This window comes from Loktanella gaetbuli (assembly GCF_020531945.1).
Classification (GTDB): domain Bacteria; phylum Pseudomonadota; class Alphaproteobacteria; order Rhodobacterales; family Rhodobacteraceae; genus Loktanella; species Loktanella gaetbuli.
Genome location: NZ_JAJATZ010000007.1, coordinates 79,689 through 98,588 on the forward strand (window position 1 = coordinate 79,689; position 18,900 = coordinate 98,588).

The 18,900-nt window shown below is 61.5% G+C and carries 20 protein-coding genes; 10 read left to right on the forward strand and 10 right to left on the reverse strand.

The annotated features are described in order from the left end of the window. Nucleotides 1-28 precede the first annotated feature (28 nt). Together clpA and gloB are read right to left on the reverse strand one after the other, a co-directional pair. Nucleotides 29-2,344: an ATP-dependent Clp protease ATP-binding subunit ClpA gene (clpA, locus tag LGQ03_RS13935; protein WP_090158441.1), complete on the reverse strand. Its 2,316-nt coding sequence runs from the start codon at nt 2,342-2,344 to the stop codon at nt 29-31. A gap of 155 nt (nt 2,345-2,499) precedes the next feature. Next, nucleotides 2,500-3,261, reverse strand: coding sequence for a hydroxyacylglutathione hydrolase (gene gloB / locus LGQ03_RS13940; protein WP_226748888.1), 762 nt, complete (start codon nt 3,259-3,261; stop codon nt 2,500-2,502). A 58-nt stretch (nt 3,262-3,319) separates the two neighbouring features. On the opposite strand from gloB, the gene LGQ03_RS13945 reads away from it, so the two are divergent. The 7 genes from LGQ03_RS13945 (at nt 3,320) to LGQ03_RS13975 (ending at nt 9,609) form a co-directional block, all read left to right on the forward strand. Beyond that, nucleotides 3,320-4,054 carry a class I SAM-dependent methyltransferase gene (locus tag LGQ03_RS13945; protein ID WP_226748889.1) on the forward strand — a complete coding sequence of 245 codons (735 nt, stop codon included), beginning with the start codon at nt 3,320-3,322 and terminating at the stop codon, nt 4,052-4,054. Nucleotides 4,055-4,230: 176 nt separating this feature from the next. Beyond that, nucleotides 4,231-4,797, forward strand: coding sequence for a F0F1 ATP synthase subunit delta (locus LGQ03_RS13950; protein ID WP_226748890.1), 567 nt, complete (start codon nt 4,231-4,233; stop codon nt 4,795-4,797). Then, nucleotides 4,798-6,333: a F0F1 ATP synthase subunit alpha gene (atpA, locus tag LGQ03_RS13955; RefSeq protein WP_090158445.1), complete on the forward strand. Its 1,536-nt coding sequence runs from the start codon at nt 4,798-4,800 to the stop codon at nt 6,331-6,333. Nucleotides 6,334-6,359: 26 nt separating this feature from the next. Then, on the forward strand, nt 6,360-7,247 hold the full coding sequence (locus tag LGQ03_RS13960) for a F0F1 ATP synthase subunit gamma (protein ID WP_226748891.1): 888 nt from the start codon (nt 6,360-6,362) through the stop codon (nt 7,245-7,247). 18 nt (nt 7,248-7,265) lie between these two features. Beyond that, nucleotides 7,266-8,690, forward strand: a complete 1,425-nt coding sequence (atpD, locus tag LGQ03_RS13965; RefSeq protein WP_090158447.1) for a F0F1 ATP synthase subunit beta — start codon at nt 7,266-7,268, stop codon at nt 8,688-8,690. Between the two features lie 9 nt (nt 8,691-8,699). Continuing rightward, nucleotides 8,700-9,137 carry a F0F1 ATP synthase subunit epsilon gene (locus LGQ03_RS13970; protein ID WP_226748892.1) on the forward strand — a complete coding sequence of 146 codons (438 nt, stop codon included), beginning with the start codon at nt 8,700-8,702 and terminating at the stop codon, nt 9,135-9,137. Nucleotides 9,138-9,261: 124 nt separating this feature from the next. After that, the gene (locus LGQ03_RS13975; RefSeq protein WP_226748893.1) at nt 9,262-9,609 is read left to right on the forward strand and encodes an H-type lectin domain-containing protein; all 348 of its coding nucleotides are present in this window, start codon (nt 9,262-9,264) and stop codon (nt 9,607-9,609) included. Here the strand turns inward: LGQ03_RS13975 and LGQ03_RS13980 are convergent, their stop codons facing one another. Next, nucleotides 9,610-10,626 carry a ribose-phosphate pyrophosphokinase gene (locus LGQ03_RS13980; protein WP_090158450.1) on the reverse strand — a complete coding sequence of 339 codons (1,017 nt, stop codon included), beginning with the start codon at nt 10,624-10,626 and terminating at the stop codon, nt 9,610-9,612. A 104-nt stretch (nt 10,627-10,730) separates the two neighbouring features. Here LGQ03_RS13980 and LGQ03_RS13985 point away from each other — a divergent pair, with 104 nt between their 5' ends. Then, entirely contained in the window at nt 10,731-11,330 is a 600-nt protein-coding gene (locus tag LGQ03_RS13985) for a 2-hydroxychromene-2-carboxylate isomerase (RefSeq protein WP_226748894.1), read from the forward strand. Beyond that, complete coding sequence (locus LGQ03_RS13990) at nt 11,330-12,070, forward strand: alpha/beta fold hydrolase (RefSeq protein ID WP_226748895.1); 741 nt, start codon at nt 11,330-11,332, stop codon at nt 12,068-12,070. The genes LGQ03_RS13985 and LGQ03_RS13990 overlap by 1 nt, the downstream gene beginning before the upstream one ends. Here the strand turns inward: LGQ03_RS13990 and LGQ03_RS13995 are convergent. The 6 genes from LGQ03_RS13995 to LGQ03_RS14020 all read right to left on the reverse strand — a co-directional run bounded on the left by LGQ03_RS13995 (nt 12,067) and on the right by LGQ03_RS14020 (nt 16,969). Next, nucleotides 12,067-13,116 carry a threonine aldolase family protein gene (locus LGQ03_RS13995; RefSeq protein ID WP_090158453.1) on the reverse strand — a complete coding sequence of 350 codons (1,050 nt, stop codon included), beginning with the start codon at nt 13,114-13,116 and terminating at the stop codon, nt 12,067-12,069. The genes LGQ03_RS13990 and LGQ03_RS13995 overlap by 4 nt on opposite strands. Continuing rightward, nucleotides 13,116-13,583, reverse strand: coding sequence for a YcgN family cysteine cluster protein (locus LGQ03_RS14000; RefSeq protein ID WP_090158454.1), 468 nt, complete (start codon nt 13,581-13,583; stop codon nt 13,116-13,118). The genes LGQ03_RS13995 and LGQ03_RS14000 overlap by 1 nt, the downstream gene beginning before the upstream one ends. Then, on the reverse strand, nt 13,576-14,514 hold the full coding sequence (locus tag LGQ03_RS14005) for a bifunctional riboflavin kinase/FAD synthetase (RefSeq protein ID WP_226748896.1): 939 nt from the start codon (nt 14,512-14,514) through the stop codon (nt 13,576-13,578). The genes LGQ03_RS14000 and LGQ03_RS14005 overlap by 8 nt, the downstream gene beginning before the upstream one ends. A gap of 36 nt (nt 14,515-14,550) precedes the next feature. Further along, on the reverse strand, nt 14,551-14,994 hold the full coding sequence (locus tag LGQ03_RS14010) for a MaoC family dehydratase (protein ID WP_226748897.1): 444 nt from the start codon (nt 14,992-14,994) through the stop codon (nt 14,551-14,553). A gap of 85 nt (nt 14,995-15,079) precedes the next feature. Beyond that, nucleotides 15,080-15,955, reverse strand: coding sequence for a TIGR01459 family HAD-type hydrolase (locus LGQ03_RS14015; protein WP_226748898.1), 876 nt, complete (start codon nt 15,953-15,955; stop codon nt 15,080-15,082). A 96-nt stretch (nt 15,956-16,051) separates the two neighbouring features. Continuing rightward, nucleotides 16,052-16,969, reverse strand: coding sequence for a manganese-dependent inorganic pyrophosphatase (locus LGQ03_RS14020; protein ID WP_226748899.1), 918 nt, complete (start codon nt 16,967-16,969; stop codon nt 16,052-16,054). A 72-nt stretch (nt 16,970-17,041) separates the two neighbouring features. On the opposite strand from LGQ03_RS14020, the gene LGQ03_RS14025 reads away from it, so the two are divergent. Next, nucleotides 17,042-17,698 carry a DUF2161 domain-containing phosphodiesterase gene (locus LGQ03_RS14025; protein WP_226748900.1) on the forward strand — a complete coding sequence of 219 codons (657 nt, stop codon included), beginning with the start codon at nt 17,042-17,044 and terminating at the stop codon, nt 17,696-17,698. Here LGQ03_RS14025 and LGQ03_RS14030 read toward each other — a convergent pair. Then, entirely contained in the window at nt 17,695-18,687 is a 993-nt protein-coding gene (locus LGQ03_RS14030; protein ID WP_226748901.1) for a TraB/GumN family protein, read from the reverse strand. The two genes, LGQ03_RS14025 and LGQ03_RS14030, sit on opposite strands and share 4 nt — an antisense overlap. Nucleotides 18,688-18,900 lie beyond the last annotated feature (213 nt).

Genomic DNA, 18,900 nt, shown 5'->3' on the forward strand with positions numbered 1-18,900 from the left:
GACAATATCGCAATGGTCGCAGGCCGGATCATTTGGCCGTCAGCAGGGGTGGCTTCTTTCCGGCAATCTTGCCTTGCTCCGGCTCTTCGAACCGCAGTTCCAGTTCGCCATCCTTGACGCCGACCTTGACCAGTCCGCCCTTGACCAATTTGCCGAACAACAGTTCCTCGGCCAGCGGCTTCTTGATGTTTTCCTGAATGACGCGGCCCAGCGGACGCGCACCCATTTTTACATCATAGCCCTTGTCTGCCAGCCATTCGGCGGCCTTGGGCGTCAGTTCGATGTGAACGTTCCGGTCGATCAACTGCGCCTCAAGCTGGAGGACGAACTTGTCGACAACCTTCATGATCACTTCCTTGGGCAGCGCGCCAAAGCTGATGATCGCGTCCAGACGGTTGCGGAATTCCGGCGTAAAGATCCGTTCGATCGCCGCCGTATCCTCGCCCTCGCGGGTTTCGCGGCCAAAGCCCATGGCATTCTTGCCCATCTCTGCGGCACCGGCGTTCGAGGTCATGATCAGGATCACGTTGCGGAAATCGGTGGTCCGGCCGTTGTGGTCGGTCAGTTTCCCGTGGTCCATGACCTGCAACAGGATGTTGTAGACATCCGGATGCGCCTTTTCCATTTCGTCCAGCAGCAGCACGCAATGCGGGTTCTGGTCGACACCGTCGGTCAGCATCCCGCCCTGATCGAACCCGACATAGCCCGGAGGTGCACCGATCAGACGCGAAACCGCGTGTTTCTCCATGTACTCGGACATGTCGAACCGGATCAGTTCCACACCCAGCGTGTCCGCCAGTTGTTTCGCCACCTCGGTTTTGCCGACACCGGTCGGGCCCGCGAACAGGTAGTTGCCGATGGGCTTTTCGGGTTCGCGCAGGCCTGCACGGGCCAGCTTGATGGCAGAGGACAGCGCCTCGATCGCCTTGTCCTGACCGAACACCACCCGCTTGAGCGACTTTTCGAGATCCTTGAGAACCTCTGCATCGTCCTTGGTGACGTTCTTGGGCGGGATACGCGCGATCTTGGCAACGACGTTCTCGATTTCCTTGACGCCGATGGTCTTGCGACGCTTGGATTCGGGGATCAGCTGCTGGCTGGCACCCGCCTCGTCGATCACGTCGATTGCCTTGTCCGGCAGCTTGCGGTCGTTGATGTAACGCGCCGCCAGTTCCACAGCGGTGCGGATCGCATCAGCCGTGTATTTGACGTTGTGATGCTCTTCGAAATAGGGCTTGAGGCCGCGCAGGATCTTGACGGCATCCTCGACCGAAGGCTCGTTGACGTCGATTTTCTGGAACCGGCGTGACAAGGCGCGGTCCTTTTCGAAATGCTGACGGAACTCCTTGTAGGTCGTGGACCCCATGCAGCGCAGCTTGCCACCTTGCAACGCAGGTTTCAGCAGGTTGGATGCGTCCATCGCGCCGCCAGAGGTCGCACCGGCCCCGATGACCGTGTGGATTTCGTCGATGAACAGAACCGCATCCTTGTGATTCTCCATCTCGGTCATCACGGCCTTCAGGCGTTCCTCGAAATCGCCGCGATACCGTGTCCCGGCCAACAATGCGCCCATGTCGAGGCTGAAAATTGTGGCACCTGCCAGCACTTCGGGCACTTCGCCATTGACGATCTTGAAGGCGAGACCTTCGGCGATTGCGGTCTTGCCCACGCCGGGATCACCCACCAGCAGCGGGTTGTTCTTGCGGCGGCGGCACAGCACCTGGATGCAGCGTTCGACCTCGTGGGCGCGACCGATCAGCGGATCGACATCGCCCTTGCCGGCCTTGGCATTCAGATCGACGCAGTATTTTTCCAGCGCGGTTTCCTTGCCGTCGCCATCGGTGACGCTTTCGTCTTCCTGTTCGGTCGCGCCGGTGATGGGACGGGATTCGCCGTAGGCCGGATCCTTGGCCACGCCATGCGCAATGAAATTCACCGCATCGTAGCGGGTCATGTCCTGTTCTTGCAGGAAATAGGCCGCGTTGGATTCGCGTTCCGCAAAAATGGCGACCAGCACGTTGGCACCCGTCACTTCGTTACGGCCGGACGATTGCACGTGGATCGCGGCCCGCTGGATGACGCGCTGGAACGCGGCGGTCGGCACCGCCTCGGACCCTTCGACGTCGGTTTCCAGCGTCGACAGATCGTCAGAGATGAAATCTTCCAGATCCTTGCGCAGTTCATCAAGGTCGACGGAACACGCCTTGAGGACGCGCACGGCGTCGGGTTCGTCGATCAACGCGAGCAAGAGATGCTCTAGCGTGGCGAGTTCATGGCGGCGCGCATTTGCCAGCGCAAGTGCGCCATGAATGGACTGTTCGAGCGTTGCGGAAAATGATGGCACGGCTGTGCTCCTTTTCTCGAGCGCGGACGGGATGCCGCGTTTGCCTGTGTTTCCAAGGTCAGACGAATTCGGCCAACCTTCAAGATTTTTCTGTCATATGATGTTCACAAATTCACTGACGTGCCGTGAACACCGGACATGGTCGTCTCTTTTGCCTAGACGCGGTCACGCCGACCGCGGATTTCGGCGAAAATTTCGGCAGGTTGTGAATCCGACATGTTCAACGCTTGCGCCAAATTCGGATCGTCGGCCCGCAGGAAAGGGTTGGTGTCCAATTCCAGCGACAAAAGCGACGGCACAGTCGCATGGCCGTTTTCACGCGCCTGCCGTGTCGCTTCGTATCTAGAGTTAATCGCTGGATTGCCGGGTTCAAGAGATGCGGCAAAGCGCGCATTGGTCATCGTGTATTCGTGACCCGAACAGACCTGCGTGGCCGGGTCGAACCCCCGCAGTTTTTGCAGGCTGTCCCACATCTGGGCGGGGGTGCCCTCGAACAGGCGGCCACATCCCATCGCCATCAGGCTGTCGCCGGTGAACAACAGCTTTTCCAAAGGCATGTGAAATGCGATGTGCCCGATCGTGTGCCCCGACACGTCCAGCACGTCGACATCAGATCCCAGCACGGTGAACCTGTCGCCGTCCGATACGGCCAGATCCAGTTCGGGCAGGCGGTGCGTATCCGCCGCCGCGCCAATGACACGGCATCCGCCTCGCAGTTCGGCGACGCCCTGCACGTGATCGTCGTGGTGGTGGGTCAGCAGGATATCGGTCAGCGTCCAGCCGCGCGCGGTCAGTGCTGCCCGGATCGGGGCGGCCTCTGGCACGTCGACGACAGCCGTGTCACCCGTCGCGCGGTCATGAATCACATAGGCATAGTTGTCCGAAAGACACGGGACGGTGATCAGTTCAACGGGCATGGTCTACTTACCTTTGTTCTTGCTAGAATGACGTGACCCTAAACAGGACCGCCATCCGATGCACCTCGACGTTCTGGACCTGCGCAGCTTCTATTACCGAAGCGCCCTTGGCCGGGCTGCGCAGCGTGTCATACGTGATGAACTGGTGCGAATCTGGCCAGAGGCAAAGGGCCAGACCGTCGCAGGTTACGGTTTTGCCGTTCCGCTACTGCGGCCCTATCTGCCGGATGCTCGCCGCGTCATCGGGTTGATGCCGGGACCGCAGGGCGTGATGCCCTGGCCGGCAGGCGAAAAAAACGTATCGGTCCTGTGTGATGACACCCATTGGCCGCTGCCGACGGGCATGGTGGACAAGCTGGTCGTGATGCACGGGCTGGAAACCTCTGACCACCCGGCAGGGGTCTTGTCCGAATGCCATCGCGTGCTGGGGCCGGGGGGCAGTGCGGTTTTCATCGTGCCGAACCGGGCGGGCATGTGGGCGCGGTCCGACCGCACGCCGTTCGGATTCGGCCGTCCTTATCTGACCGGCCAGCTAGACGATCAGCTGCGCGCGCATGGATTCATGGTGCGACATGCGACCGCAGCCCTGTATCAACCGCCATCGCAACGGGCGCTCTGGCGCAAGACGGCGGCCTTTCTCGAACGGGCCGGTCACAAGATTCCCTGGCTGGCAGGCGGCGGGGTGCTGATCGTCGAGGCCGGAAAATCCCATGCACCCATGCCGGGTGGCGGCACGGCGGTCAGAATTAAGCGTCCTCAGCGTGTGCATGACCACCAGCCCGCACCCGCGTGACATGCGCGCGGAAATTCTTTGGACGAAACCCATAATATGCGGCGCTTGTCAGAGTTGCGGACCACGCACACCTCTGTTACATCCGCGCTGACTTTTACGGCCCAACGCTTCGTTTTTGGGTAAAACCTTAATGCCTGCATGGTCCCTAGCGGATTCGCGGGCCTTTGATCGGAAGGGTGGACGTGTCCGAACCAGCTTCGATTTCTCAAGGTATCGCCAAGCGCTATGCGCTCGCGGTGTTTGAACTGGCCAAAGACGGCAACGAGTTCAAGGTCATGGAGGGTGACGTGGTCGCGCTTCAGACCGCATTGAACGACAGCGCAGACCTGCGTGATCTGATCCATTCGCCGATCTACGGTCGCGATCAGCAATTCGCCGCAATCCGCGCGGTGGCTGCCAAAATGCAACTGTCCGACACGATGTCGAACCTTCTTGGCCTGCTGGCTGACAAGCGTCGTCTGTTCGTGCTGCCCGGCATTCTGACCACCCTGCGCGACATGCTCGCCGAGGAGCGTGGCGAAGTAACTGCCGAAGTGATTACCGCCAAGGCCCTGACCAAGGGTCAAAGCGAGAAGCTGGTGAAAACACTGTCCGACCAGTTCGGCAAGTCCGTCACCATCGACGAAACCGTCGACCCCGCCATTATCGGCGGTCTTATTGTCAAAGTGGGCTCCAAGATGATCGACACCTCGATCCGCTCCAAGCTCAATGCACTCCAGAACAACATGAAAGAGGCCGGATAAATGGCGATCCAAGCATCTGAAATCTCTGCGATCCTCAAGGATCAGATCAAGAACTTTGGCCAGGACGCCGAAGTCGCCGAAGTGGGCCGCGTTCTGTCCGTGGGTGACGGTATTGCCCGCGTTCACGGTCTGGACAACGTCCAGGCCGGCGAAATGGTCGAATTCCCCGGCGGTATCCGCGGCATGGCGCTGAACCTCGAAACCGACAACGTCGGCGTCGTGATCTTCGGCTCTGACCGCGACATCAAGGAAGGCGACACCGTCAAGCGCACGAAATCCATCGTGGACGTGCCCGCTGGTCCCGAACTGCTGGGGCGCGTTGTCGACGGTCTGGGCAACCCGCTGGACGGCAAGGGCGAGATCAACGCCTCTGAGCGTCGCGTGGCCGACGTCAAGGCACCGGGTATCATCCCACGTAAATCCGTGCACGAGCCGATGCCAACAGGCCTGAAATCCATCGACGCCATGATCCCGATTGGCCGTGGCCAGCGCGAATTGATCATTGGCGACCGTCAGACCGGTAAAACCGCTGTCGCACTCGATACCATCCTGAACCAGAAGTCGTACAACGACGCGGCCAAGGACGATTCCGAGAAGCTGTACTGCATCTACGTTGCAATCGGTCAGAAACGTTCGACCGTTGCCCAGCTGGTGAAAAAGCTCGAAGAGACCGGTGCGATCGAATACACCACCGTCGTCGCAGCCACCGCGTCCGAGCCTGCACCGATGCAGTACCTCGCACCCTACTCCGCCACCGCGATGGCCGAGTATTTCCGCGACAACGGCAAGCATGCCCTGATCATCTACGATGACCTTTCCAAGCAGGCCGTGTCCTATCGTCAGATGTCGCTGCTGCTGCGTCGTCCGCCGGGCCGTGAAGCCTATCCGGGTGACGTTTTCTACCTCCACTCCCGCCTGCTGGAACGTTCGGCCAAGCTGAACGAAGACAACGGCGCAGGTTCGCTGACCGCACTGCCGATCATCGAAACCCAGGGTGGCGACGTGTCCGCGTTTATTCCGACCAACGTGATTTCGATCACCGACGGTCAGATCTTCCTGGAAACAGAACTGTTCTTCCAGGGTATCCGTCCGGCTGTGAACACCGGTCTGTCCGTGTCTCGCGTGGGTTCTGCCGCGCAGACCAATGCGATGAAATCCGTCGCTGGTCCGGTCAAGCTGGAACTGGCGCAGTACCGCGAAATGGCTGCCTTCGCCCAGTTCGGTTCCGACCTTGATGCCGCAACCCAGCGTCTGCTGAACCGTGGTGCACGCCTGACCGAACTGATGAAGCAGCCGCAGTATTCGCCGCTGACCAACGCAGAGATCGTCACCGTGATCTACGCAGGCACCAACGGTTTCCTTGACAAACTGCCCGTCGATCAGGTCGGCAAATTCGAGGCCGGTCTGTTGAACCACATGCGCACCAACAAGCGTGACGTGCTGGATTTCATCACGAACGAGGACCCCAAGATCAAGGGCGATGCCGAAGCCAAACTGAAGGACGCTATTGAATCGTTCGCCAAGGACTTCGCGTAATTCAGCTCGAGAGAGGAGTTTAGGTTTTGCCTAGTCTCAAGGACCTTAAAAACCGGATCGCGTCGGTCAAATCGACCCGCAAGATCACCAAGGCCATGCAGATGGTGGCCGCCGCGAAACTGCGGCGGGCACAGGATGCTGCCGAAGCTGCGCGTCCCTACACGGAACGGTTCAACGCAGTGATGGCTGGTCTGTCGCAGGCCGCAGAGGGTTCGCCCGCTGCGCCGAAACTGCTGGCCGGAACGGGCAGCGATCAGACGCATCTGCTGATTGTGATGACGGCAGAGCGCGGTCTGTGTGGCGGTTTCAACGCCAACATCGCCAAGCTTGCACGTCAGCACGCCACCCGGCTCAAGGGTGAAGGCAAGACCGTCAAGGTCCTGACCGTCGGCAAGAAAGGTCGTGACGCCCTGCGCCGCGATCTGCGCGAGTTGTTCGTCGGCCACGTCGACATGACGGACGTCAAGCGGGTCGGTTACGCCGATGCGCAGGGCATCGCCAAGGACGTGCTGGCGCGTTTCGACAACGAAGAATTCGATGTCGCGACGATCTTCTTTGCGCGCTTTGAAAACGTCGTCAGCCAGCATCCGACGGCTCAGCAGATCATCCCGGCCAAGTTCGAAGAGGTCGCTGACGCCAACGTCAGCGACGGGTCGAACACGCTCTATGACTACGAGCCCGGCGAAGAGGCGATCCTTGCCGACCTGCTGCCGCGTGGCGTGGCAACGCAGATCTTTGCGGCGCTGCTGGAAAACGCGGCCTCGGAACAGGGGGCGCGGATGTCCGCCATGGACAACGCGACCCGCAACGCAGGCGAGATGATCGACGACCTGACCATCGAATTCAACCGCTCGCGCCAGGCCGTCATCACCAACGAGCTGATCGAAATCATTTCCGGCGCGGAAGCGCTGTAACGAACCCGGAGAACCATTATGGCTAACGCAAAAGGCAAGATCACCCAGGTGATTGGCGCCGTCGTGGACGTGCAGTTCGATGATCACCTGCCGGAGATCCTGAACGCGCTCAAGACGGACAACAACGGCAAAGAGCTGATCCTCGAGGTCGCGCAGCACCTTGGTGAAAACACCGTACGCTGCATCGCGATGGACGCAACCGAAGGTCTGGTCCGCGGTCAGGAAGTGACCGACATGGACGAAACCATCACCGTCCCCGTTGGTGATGCAACGCTGGGTCGCATCATGAACGTCGTCGGCGCCCCCGTTGACGAAAAAGGTCCGATCGAGACGACAGAGCGTCGTTCCATCCATGCCGAAGCGCCTTCGTTCGAAGCACAGTCCACCACCTCCGAGGTGCTGGTGACCGGCATCAAGGTCATCGACCTGCTGGCCCCCTACGCCAAGGGCGGTAAAATCGGTCTGTTCGGCGGTGCCGGCGTGGGCAAGACGGTTCTCATTCAGGAACTGATCAACAACATCGCCAAGGTGCACTCGGGCTATTCCGTGTTCGCTGGCGTGGGTGAGCGTACCCGCGAAGGCAACGACCTGTATTACGAATTCATCGAATCCGGCGTCATCAATGCCGAAGACCTGACCAAGTCCAAAGTGGCGCTGGTCTACGGTCAGATGAACGAGCCTCCCGGTGCGCGTATGCGTGTTGCCCTGTCCGGTCTGACGATGGCCGAACAGTTCCGGGACCAGTCCGGTACGGACGTGCTGTTCTTTGTGGACAACATCTTCCGCTTTACGCAGGCCGGTTCCGAGGTGTCCGCACTTCTGGGTCGTATCCCCTCTGCCGTGGGCTACCAGCCGACGCTGGCCACTGACATGGGTGCAATGCAGGAACGCATTACCTCGACCAAGAACGGTTCGATCACCTCCGTGCAGGCCATCTACGTGCCGGCCGACGACTTGACCGACCCTGCACCGGCAACCTCCTTTGCCCACCTTGACGCGACGACGGTTCTGAACCGTGCGATTTCGGAAAAGGGTATCTACCCGGCCGTTGACCCGCTCGATTCCACCTCGCGTCTGCTTGATCCCGGCATCGTCGGCGAAGAGCACTACAAGGTTGCCAACGACGTGCAGCAGGTGCTTCAGCGCTACAAGTCGCTGCAGGACATCATCGCCATTCTCGGCATGGACGAACTGTCCGAGGACGACAAACTGGCCGTGGCCCGCGCCCGCAAGATCGAGCGCTTTCTGTCGCAGCCGTTCGACGTGGCACAGGTGTTCACCGGTTCGCCGGGCGTTCAGGTCGCCCTCGAGGACACGATCGCATCCTTCAAGGCTGTCGTTGCCGGCGAGTATGACCACCTGCCCGAAGGTGCGTTCTACATGGTCGGCGGCATCGACGAAGTGAAAGCCAAGGCAGAGAAAATGGCGGCCGACGCCGCGTAAGGAGCCGACATGGCAGACAACCTGCAATTCGACCTTGTCTCGCCCGAGCGCCGTCTGGCGTCGGTCGAGGCAACCGAAGTACGCATCCCCGGTGCGGACGGTGACCTGACGGCCATGGCCAACCATGCGCCGACCATCACCACGTTGCGCCCCGGTATCATGACCGTCGTGCACAGTGGCGGGTCCGATGAATATGTCGTGGTCGGTGGTTTCGCCGAAATCACGGCAACATCGGTGTCGGTTCTGGCTGAATCAGCTCTGCCGCGTTCCGAAATGACGCAAGAGGTGTTCAACAAGATGATGGAGGACGCCCACGCACAAATGCAAAAGGCGAAAACCGTCGAAAACGAACCCGGACCCGTCGACGACGCGGCCCGCCTGATCGCTGATATGGTCGCAATCGGCACGCACATCGGTCTGGACCCAAAGCAGTCGAATTTCGGCTGATCCAACTGATAACGGACAATTCAAAAGAGGGGCTGGCATTGCTGGCCCCTTTTTGCTGCACAATCGCCTCAATTCATGCAGATTGTCGTGCAAGTCAGTGGTAATTTACATTAAGTGACATTTGATGCGCAGAATTGAAAATAATGCCGTCGGCATCGATCAGGGCGATCTCGTACTATTCTCTGATTTCGAGGACGACGGGGCCATGTGGACGGGCGAGGGGCCACGCCTCACGCGTAAGCGCGTCAATTTCGGCGAGCTTTACGCAGATACGCCGCTGGTTCATGTGTCGCTGTCGATGTGGGATATTTCCAATTCCGCGAACAGTCGCGTCGATATCACGTCCGAAAACGTTGCGCGCGACGGTTTCGACGTGGTGTTCCGGACATGGGGCGACACGCAGGTCGCCCGCGTGCGGGTTGCCTGGATGGCGATAGGCACCCTCCGGTCAGAGGATGCCTGGGACATCTGATCAACCGCTGTAGACGCCCTCATAGATCGGCTTCAGCGTCTTGTGATTGAACAGCGACGACACGCTGGTGCCATTCCACGTGTTCAGAATCGCCTGTGCAAAGACAGGTGCCGTATTCACGATGCGGATCTGCGGGCAGGCCAGAACAGCGGCGGTCGGCTGGATCGTGTTCGTGATGACGAGGTTCGTCATGACCGATTTGCTGATCCGTTCGATCGCCGGGCCGGACAAGACGCCATGTGTGATGTAGGAATGCACTTCCTTTGCGCCGTTATCCATCAACACCTGCGCCGCTTTGCAAAGGGTGCCAGCGGTATCGACGATGTCGTCGACGATCAGACAGACACGGTCCTTGACGTCACCGATGACCGTCATTTCGGCGACTTCACCGGGTTTTCCGCGCCGTTTGTCGACGATGGACAGAGGCGCGTTGATACGCTGCGCAAGGTCGCGGGCACGGGCCACGCCACCCACATCGGGTGACACAACCATCACCTCGTCCATGCGATCCTTGAAATGGTGCATCGCATCCAGCGCCCAGATCGGGCTGGCATAGAGATTGTCGACGGGAATATCGAAAAACCCCTGTATCTGCGTCGCGTGCAGGTCCAGCGTCAGGATGCGCTCGATCCCCGCCTCGACCAGCAGGTTTGCCACCAGTTTGGCGGTAATCGGCGTCCGCGCCTTGCTGCGGCGGTCCTGACGCGCATAGCCGAAATAGGGCATCACGGCCGTGATGCGTGCGGCGGATGACCGGCGCAGGGCATCCGCGATGATCATCAGCTCCATCAGGTTGTCATTCGCAGGGTTTGACGTGGGCTGGACCACGAACATGTCCTCGCCGCGCACGTTTTCGAACACCTCGACAAAGATTTCGCCGTCGTTGAAACGCTCGACCCGTGCATCGACCAGACCGACGTCAATGCCACGGTGCAGGCTCATCCGCTGGGCGATGGCCTCGGTCAGGGGGCGGTTGGCATTGCCGGAAATCAGTTTGGGTTCATGGGATGTGGGCATGCAGGGCGGTCCTTTGCGCTGGCAGCGGCAGGAATCGCTGCGTTGACACCGCCTAGCACACCGCTACCGTCGCGAAAACATCCCCCGCACCCGGAGACGGCGCAATGGCCCATGTCGACTACTATTTCGCAACGATCAGCCCCTACACCTACCTTTGTGGTGTGCGCCCTGCCGAAATTACCACCGCGCACGGCGCGACGCTGACCTACAGGCCGATGGACCTGATGAATGTCTTTTCGCGCACGGGGGGGCAGCCGCCTGCGGAACGCCACCCGAACAGGCAGGCCTACCGGCTGCAGGACATGCGGCGGCGTGCCATGATGACAGGCCTCCCGATGAAGGAAAAACCAGCGTTCTTTCCCACCAATCCTGCACCGTCATCCTACGCGATCATTGCCGCGCAGGCGGATGGATCCGGCGACATGGCAGCCCTCGTGGCGGGGATCACCCGCGCCTGCTGGTCCGAAGACCGCGACATTGCCTCGGATGATGTGATCCGGGATTGTCTGACTGCGGCCGATTTCCCCGCCAGCCTCGCTGACAGCGGGTTGCTGGCCGGTGCAGAGACCTATCATCGTAATACCGAAGAGGCCGTGCGCCTGGGCGTTTTCGGCGCGCCGTTCTTTATCACCGACGGTGACGCGCGTTTCTGGGGCGAGGACCGTCTGACCGACCTGGAGGCGCACCTCGCAGGTCGCATCTGATGGTGGCGCTGCATACCGGCTGGACCGGACATTCGCCCGATACACTGATGCTGCATTGCTCGTTGGCCCGACACGAGGCGCTGTTGCCGCTGGCGCAGGCCGCAGGGTTGCGTGCGGTCCTGCCAGACCTGCTTGGCCACGGCCAAAGCCCCGCTTGGGACGGGAAGGGCGACTATCAGACCGCCAATCTGAACGCGATTTTGCCGCTGGTCACGCGGCCCATGCATGTGATCGGACACTCCTTTGGTGGTACCATCGCGTTGCGTCTGGCGGTCGAAAGGCCGGACCTCGTCACGCGACTGACCTTGATCGAGCCTGTGTTCTTTGCGCTGGCCACCGGGACCGATGCAATGCAGGCCCATCGTGCCACGTTTCGCGCGATCAGGTCCGCGCTCTCATCCGGTGATCCCGATGCCGCGGCGCGCAAGTTTCACGCAGCCTATGGCATTGGGGGGTGGGGCGCGCTGAAACCGCAAGTCAAACAGGCAATGGCCGCCGGAATGCCGCTTGTGCTGGCGGCTGCCCCGGCCATCGAGGACGACATTCATGACGTCGCCGCACGTTTGCCGCAGGTGCGGGTGCCAGTCACGCTGATTCGCGGTGAAATCTGTCAGCCGATCATGGCCGAAATCCACGAAACCATTGCGCGGGTGATCCCGCAGACGCAGTCCCATATCATCGCCGGTGCAGGTCATATGGCACCGCTGACCCACCCAAAGGCGGTGGCGGCACTTCTCTAGGCGCGCAGCAGGTCGAGCAGATCGTCCACCGCCTGATCGTCGCCTGACCAGTCGGCGACCAGCCGTCCGGTCAGCATCTCTTCGGGGTCACCGACATGGGGATCGCCGCCCATCACGTAGTAGAGCGCCCCGCCGTTCAGCGCCCTGGCGTGAACCGCACGCGGCGCGTCAAAGAACAGCAGGTTCGCGGGTGGATCAAACAGGACCTGCACATGGGGCATTTGCTGCAAACCGCGCAGCAGCCGCTGACCACGGGCATTTGCGCTACGCGCCATGTCCAGCCACAGATCGCCCGACAGATAGGCCTGCATCTGCGCCGACAGGTAGCGGTGCTTGGAAAACAGATGTGCGCCCCGCTTGCGTCGCAGTTCGAACGTGGCGGCATCGGCCGGGTCAAAGAATACGCAGGCCTCCACACCCAGCAGACCGTTTTTCGTGCCACCGAAACAGACGGCATCGACGCCGGCCTTCCACGTCATTTCGGCAGGGGTGCAGTCCAGCGCCACGAGGGCATTGGCAAACCGTGCACCGTCCAGATGCACCTTCAGCCCGTATTCATGCGCGACCGCCGAGAGTGCCGCGATTTCGGCGCAACTGTGGACAGTGCCTTTTTCGGTGGCTTGCGTGATGCTGACGGGGCCGCGTTGCGGGCCGTGCACCCCACGCGTTTCCTCGGCCATGATCGCGCGGCGCAGGGTGTCGGGCGTCATCTTGGCCGCAACAGCCTCGACCAGCGTCAGCTTGGCACCTCCGGTGAAAAATTCGGGGGCGTTGCATTCATCCTCCTGGATGTGGGCCATCGGGGTGCAGAACACCGTCTGCCAGGGATTGCACAGCGCCGCGAGTGTCAGCGCATTGGCCGCCGTGCCGGTCGCCACCAGATAGACCGCTGCCTGCGGTGCCTCGAAAATCTCGCGAATCTGGGCGCGGACTTCTTCCATGATCGGGTCGGCACCATAGGCGCTGGCATAGCCGTCGTTGGCGCGCATCAGGGCGCGCATGACATTGGGGTGGGCAGGCCCGCCGTTGTCAGAGGCAAAGAACATCAGGTCGGCTCCTCGATGATGTGGTCTTCCCAGTCTTCGTCCGCGACTTCCCACTCGGACAGGGTCTCGCCGCGCATGGTGACGCCGGCGGTGTGCGGACTGTCGGCATCGCCGCTGATCAGCGGGTGCCAGTCATACAGTTTGCGGCCTTCGGTCAGCAACCGGTAGGCGCAGGTCTGCGGCAACCAGTACATGTTGTCCGCAATGGTTTTCGGGGTCAGCACGATGCATTCCGGCACGAACTGGTGGCGCACCGGATATTGGCTGCACAAACAGCTTTCGTTATCCAGCAGCCGGCAGGCGACGCGGGTCAGCGCGACTTCGCCGGTGTCCTCGTCCTCCAGCTTGTTCAGGCAGCATTTGCCGCAGCCGTCGCACAGGGCCTCCCACTCGGGGCGGGTCATCTTGGCCATGGGCACGTTTTCCCAGAACCGCGGCCGCAGGCCGGTGCGCGTGATTTCAGCCATTGGTCAGGATGTCCCGCGCACGGGCGCAATCGGCGTCCATCTGGGTGATCAGCGCATCAAGGCTGTCGAACTTTTCTTCGCCGCGCAGGTATTCCACCAGCCCGACCGAGATTTCGGCACCGTAAAGGTCGCCCTTGAAATCAAACAGGAACGTTTCGCAATTGGGCAGGTTTTCACCGAACATCGGCCGCACCCCGATCGAGGCCGCACCGTGATAGCTGCCGGCATGTGGACCCTCATGAACGTCGACGACCACGGCATAGACGCCGAATTTCGGGGGATGCAGGCCAGCGATGCTCATGTTGGCGGTGGGATATCCCAGATCGCGCCCGCGCTGGTCGCCGCGAATGACCTCGCCCACGATGCGGTGGCGGTGGCCCAGCATGGCAGCCGCATCGCGCGGGCGCCCATCGGTCAGCGCCGTACGGATCGCGGTCGAACTGATGCGCCCGTCGTCGTTCTTGACCATCGGAACGACTGTCACACCGAACCCCATCTCTGCGCCAAAGGTCATCAGGTCCTGCGCCGTGCCGGCCCTGTCTTTGCCGAAACAGAAATCCTGCCCCACGACCACATGGGCCAGACCCAGCCTGTCGTGAATAATCTTTTGCGCGAACTCTCTGGGCGTCAGTGCCACAAGCGCCGGGTTGAAAGGCACCTCGTAGAGTTTTTCCACGCCCAGTTTCCCCAGCGCCTCGGCGCGGGCAGCGGCGTTCATCAGCCGAAACGGTGCTGCGTCCCGCGCAAACAACTGGCGCGGATGCGGCTCGAATGTCATCACGCCCAGCGGTGCGCCGGCGGATTGTGCGGCAGCGCGTGCAATGTCGATCACCGCGCGATGCCCCAGATGGACACCGTCAAAGTTACCGACGGCCGCAGCAGCACCGCGGTCGGCCGGGTCGATGTAAAGTGTGTCTCTGATGATGCGCATGTGCGAGGCGTATCGCGCGCGCGGGGTCAGCGCAAGTTAGTCGAACTTGCCCGAAGGGGCCAAAACAGTCGCCTCGCCGGTCAGGACCTTCTTGCCGTCCACCAGACAGCGCGTTTCCATTGTCACGCGCCGCCGGGCGTAGTCGATGGCCGTCACCTCGACCTCGGCCAGCACCATGTCGCCCGGGCGCACGGGGGCCAGGAATTTCAGCGTTTGTCCCATGTACACGGTGCCATGTCCCGGCAGCTGTTCGCCGATCACGGCGGAAATCAGCCCGGCCGTCAGCATCCCATGCGCGATGCGCCCGGCAAAGATCGTATCCTGCGCATAATCGTCGTCCAGATGCACCGGGTTATGGTCGGTTGTGACCTGAGCGAACATCTCGATGTCCGCGTCGGTCACCACCTTGCGCAGGGACCGGACCATGCCGACCTCGATATCCTCGATGACGATTGTCCCACGGGGCATATTGTCCAGCATATCCATCATCCATCACGCAACAAAAAGCTATTGTGTGTAACTACCACGAAACTTTGTTGCGTCAAGGCTTGATGGGCACTTTGGTCTAGCGCAGGTGCCCAATCGAGAATGTTGGCGAAACCATTTCGGCATCGAGGTAGCGCGACAGCGCATCGGGATCGGGTCCAGCGGTTTCAGTCAGCGTCTCTGCTGCGGCCAGACCGCCCGTGATGAACAGCGTATCCAGATCCTCCTGCTGGCCGCCCAGAACGTCGGTCCGGATACCGTCGCCGATGCAGATGATCCGCGATTTGTCCAGCTCGGGGTCGATCTGCGCCAGCCTGCGGCGTGCCAGATCGTAGATCGGGGGATGCGGCTTGCCGAAATACAGGCTTTCGCCGCCCATTTCCGTGTAGAGCTGTGCCAGCGCGCCCGCGCACCATTCTCGTGTCTCGCCGCGGTCGACCACGATATCGGGGTTGGCACAGAGCAATTTCAGACTGCGCTGCTTGGCTGCGAGGAATTGCGGGCGGTAGGTGTCGGGATGGGCCATCGGGTCGAACGGGCCGCAACATACGATCCCATCCGCCTCGTCCAGCGGGACGCGGTTGATGGTCATCGGGTCGTCGAGGATATCCATCGGCTTGAAGAAAGCTGCGTCATGGTCCTCTCCGATGAACCAGACATTGGACCCGACCGCCCCCTTGAACATGGCCGCCCGGGCCGAATCGCCTGATGTCGCGATCGCGTCGAACGCGTCGTCAGGCACGCCCATGCCGTTGATCTGTTTGTGCACCGAGGACCAGGGACGCGGCGAATTGGTCACCAGGATGACCCGCCCGCCCGCACGGCGATAATTCTGCATCGCCGTGACCGCTGCCGGATGCGCCCTGATTCCGTCGTGCATGCAGCCCCACAGGTCGACAAAGGCGGCGTCGTAATCGCCCGCCACATCCAGAAAGCTGTTGATGATCTGTGTCATGTGGCGGGACCTCTTGATGATGCGGTGGCCGATTTTTCGCGAAAAATCGGTGCCTCCGGCGGGAGTATTTTGGGCAAGATGATGCGCAGACTGCGCTTATTTCTTCAGGTTCGGGATGATCTGTTTCTTGCGGCTCATCACGCCGGGCAACACGACCGTGTCGCCCTCGGGCTTGGCGTCAAAGCTGGCGCGCGCCACGTCCTTGGTCAGATCGTTGGGCAACAGCATCGTGGCCTCTTCGTTCAGAATGTCCACGACAAAGAGCAGGACCTGATCAACGCCGTCTTCCTCTGCCACGGCGGGCATGGCGGCCATCAGGGCGTCCTTGCGGTCCAGCACGGCCTTGGGCGACGTGGTTTCCAGCACGCTGACGCGGAACTTGGTGCCGTCGACCTCGTATTCCTTGGAATCCATGCGCAGCAGTTCCGCATCCGAAAACGCGCTGACGTCGGATTTGGCGGCGAACATTTCGTCAGCGTAGGCCGCGATATCGACGTTGAGGTCGGTGGCCAGTTGTTCGGCCAATGCGCGGTCGGTCGGCGTCGTGGTGGGCGACCGGAAATGCAGCGTGTCGGACAGGATGCAGGACAGCATCAGGCCCTTGATGCCTTCGGGCATCGTGGCGGCCTTGTCGCCCATCAGCTGGTGCATGATGGTGGCGGTGCAGGCCAGCGGGCGGATCGTGATGTCGATCGGGCCCTTGGTCTTGATGCCGCCGACCAGCAGGTGGTGGTCGATGATGCCGCGGATATCGGCGTCAATGATGCTGGCGGGCAGTTCGGCGGGGTTGTTGGTGTCGACGATGACGCAAGCCTGGCCTGCGTCGACATCCGCGATGATTTCGGGCTGTGCGAACCCCCAGCGGTCGATGACGAATGCGGCCTCGGTGTTGGGCGTGCCCAGCAGCACAGCCTTTGCATCGACGCCAGCGTCGTTCAGAAACCATTCCCAGATCAGAGGCGATCCGGTCGAATCGGTGTCAGGGGACTTGTGGCCGAAAATCAGGGTGGTCATGGTATATGCCTCATGGAATGCGGATTTGGGGCCTTATAGGTCGGAGTGCCGCGGGTGTCACGGGGGCGTGCAATGCCACGGGAAAGCGATCTGTATCCGCCGCTCAAGGCCTGGTTCGCGGCGCAGGGATATACCGTCAAGGGAGAGGTTGGTGCCGCTGACCTGGTGGCGCGCAAGGGCGATGAGATCATCGTCGTCGAATTGAAGCTGGGGTTTTCGCTGACGCTTTTTCATCAGGCGATGGACCGGCTGGCCGTGAGCGACACGGTCTATGTCGCCGTTCCGGCCGGGGGCAAGGCCAAGCCCTTCGCGGCAAATGTGAAACTGTCCCGGCGTCTGGGTCTGGGCGTCCTGTCGGTGCGGCTGCGCGACGGATTCGTCGAAGCCCACGCCAGCCCCGGCAACTATACCCCGCGCAAATCTCCCAAAAAGATCAAGCGCCTGAAGAAGGCGTTCGACCGGTTGCAAGGTGACCCCAACGCGGGCGGTGCCACGCGCCACGGATTGATTACCGGATACCGTCAGGACGCGATCACCTGCGCGCGGTTTCTGGCGGTGCACGGCCCGTCGGGTGGTGCCCGGATCAAGGATTGGGCCGAGGTGCCGGATGCCACGGCCATCATGGCCGCCAACCATTATGGCTGGTTCACGCGGGTGTCGCGCGGGGTCTATGACCTGACCGCATCGGGACGAACGGCCCTGGCCGATTGGGGGGATGTCGGCGACTAGAGCCCCGGCGTGATCGTCCAGCCATCGGTTTCCAGCAGGCGCAGCACGCCCTGCGCGCCCGGCAGGTGACCCGCGCCGACGGCCAAAACGATGGTGTCATGCGCCTCTGCGGCGTTGGCGATGACGGGCATCCAGTCCAGGTTGCGGCGGGTCAGCAGGTCGTCCTCCATTTGGGCGAACAGCGTATCCGCCTCTTCCGGTGCCAGGCCTGGAACCTGACGCGAGACCACGCGGCTCAGTTCCCACAGCTCGGCGATTTCGCCGGAAAAGTAACTGTCGAGCATCGTCGCGTTCATCGCGTTCGCGAGGTCCTCTGGCATGAACGAAAGGTTCAGCGCATCAATCTGATCATCGATCGGGTCGGCAGACATCAGAGAAAAGATCGTGTCCCAGGGTTCGACAGCCTGAACATCGATATCGGCTGCCAGCGCGATATCGATCAATTTCGCATCGAGGCCCTGGCGGCCCTGTTGCAAGTCCGCCAGCGCACAGGTCGGCATGGCAAGGGTGAGCGACAGATACCACGGTTGCATCTGTGCGGCTGCGGCCGCTGGCAGGCCGCGGGCCTCGACCGCGCGTGACAAGGCGATAAAGGCTTCTGGTTCCATCAGGTCGGTCAGCGAATTCCCGTCCGTCAGGAACAGCAGCGATGGGTCGCTTGCGATGGCGTCTGCCATTGCGGCCTCTTCCTCGGGACCTGCCTCGACCAGCAGAAGGTCTGCTGCGGTGATGGCGGGGGACAATTGCACTGCGATCGGGGCCAGTCGGGGGTCATACAGGTGCATTGTGCCTGCGATGGTGATGCGGTCATCGCCGCGCGTTGCGGTCCAGATCGTGCCGCTGCCATAGGGCGTCGCCGCTGCGGCTGTCGTCACCTCCAGTCGTTCCGCCGCTGACAGGCGGGTGCGCACGTCATCGCCTGCACAGGCCGCAATGGCCTGTGTCGCGCTGACAAGGGCCATCAGGGTCAGGGGAATCAACTGTCGCATTTTGGCCTCGGTTCGCTGGGGGTGTCCGGTGATCCTGCCCCGGACGATTTTGCGCGATCATAGGTTGCCGCGCCAGGATCGGCCAGCGCCTGATCCGCACCAAGTGGTTTGTCGCCTGCCGCACGCGGTGGACGAAGGCGAGAGCGTCTGCGGGAGGGGGCGGACACCAACACTGGCCTTTGATCAATGGTGAACTGCATGGGGCTGATCGCG

Excerpts from the sequence above, each read along its gene's own strand:
- LGQ03_RS13975 (WP_226748893.1), top strand. The coding sequence starts at position 9,262 with ATGCGCAGAATTGAAAATAATGCCGTCGGCATCGATCAGGGCGATCTC.
- LGQ03_RS14005 (WP_226748896.1), bottom strand. The coding sequence starts at position 14,514 with ATGCGCATCATCAGAGACACACTTTACATCGACCCGGCCGACCGCGGT.
- LGQ03_RS14020 (WP_226748899.1), bottom strand. The coding sequence starts at position 16,969 with ATGACCACCCTGATTTTCGGCCACAAGTCCCCTGACACCGATTCGACC.
- LGQ03_RS13985 (WP_226748894.1), top strand. The coding sequence starts at position 10,731 with ATGGCCCATGTCGACTACTATTTCGCAACGATCAGCCCCTACACCTAC.
- atpD (WP_090158447.1), top strand. The coding sequence starts at position 7,266 with ATGGCTAACGCAAAAGGCAAGATCACCCAGGTGATTGGCGCCGTCGTG.
- LGQ03_RS14015 (WP_226748898.1), bottom strand. The coding sequence starts at position 15,955 with ATGACACAGATCATCAACAGCTTTCTGGATGTGGCGGGCGATTACGAC.
- LGQ03_RS13995 (WP_090158453.1), bottom strand. The coding sequence starts at position 13,116 with ATGTTCTTTGCCTCTGACAACGGCGGGCCTGCCCACCCCAATGTCATG.
- gloB (WP_226748888.1), bottom strand. The coding sequence starts at position 3,261 with ATGCCCGTTGAACTGATCACCGTCCCGTGTCTTTCGGACAACTATGCC.
- LGQ03_RS14025 (WP_226748900.1), top strand. The coding sequence starts at position 17,042 with ATGCCACGGGAAAGCGATCTGTATCCGCCGCTCAAGGCCTGGTTCGCG.
- LGQ03_RS14010 (WP_226748897.1), bottom strand. The coding sequence starts at position 14,994 with ATGCTGGACAATATGCCCCGTGGGACAATCGTCATCGAGGATATCGAG.
- LGQ03_RS13980 (WP_090158450.1), bottom strand. The coding sequence starts at position 10,626 with ATGCCCACATCCCATGAACCCAAACTGATTTCCGGCAATGCCAACCGC.
- LGQ03_RS14000 (WP_090158454.1), bottom strand. The coding sequence starts at position 13,583 with ATGGCTGAAATCACGCGCACCGGCCTGCGGCCGCGGTTCTGGGAAAAC.
- LGQ03_RS13990 (WP_226748895.1), top strand. The coding sequence starts at position 11,330 with ATGGTGGCGCTGCATACCGGCTGGACCGGACATTCGCCCGATACACTG.
- atpA (WP_090158445.1), top strand. The coding sequence starts at position 4,798 with ATGGCGATCCAAGCATCTGAAATCTCTGCGATCCTCAAGGATCAGATC.
- LGQ03_RS13945 (WP_226748889.1), top strand. The coding sequence starts at position 3,320 with ATGCACCTCGACGTTCTGGACCTGCGCAGCTTCTATTACCGAAGCGCC.
- LGQ03_RS13970 (WP_226748892.1), top strand. The coding sequence starts at position 8,700 with ATGGCAGACAACCTGCAATTCGACCTTGTCTCGCCCGAGCGCCGTCTG.
- LGQ03_RS14030 (WP_226748901.1), bottom strand. The coding sequence starts at position 18,687 with ATGCGACAGTTGATTCCCCTGACCCTGATGGCCCTTGTCAGCGCGACA.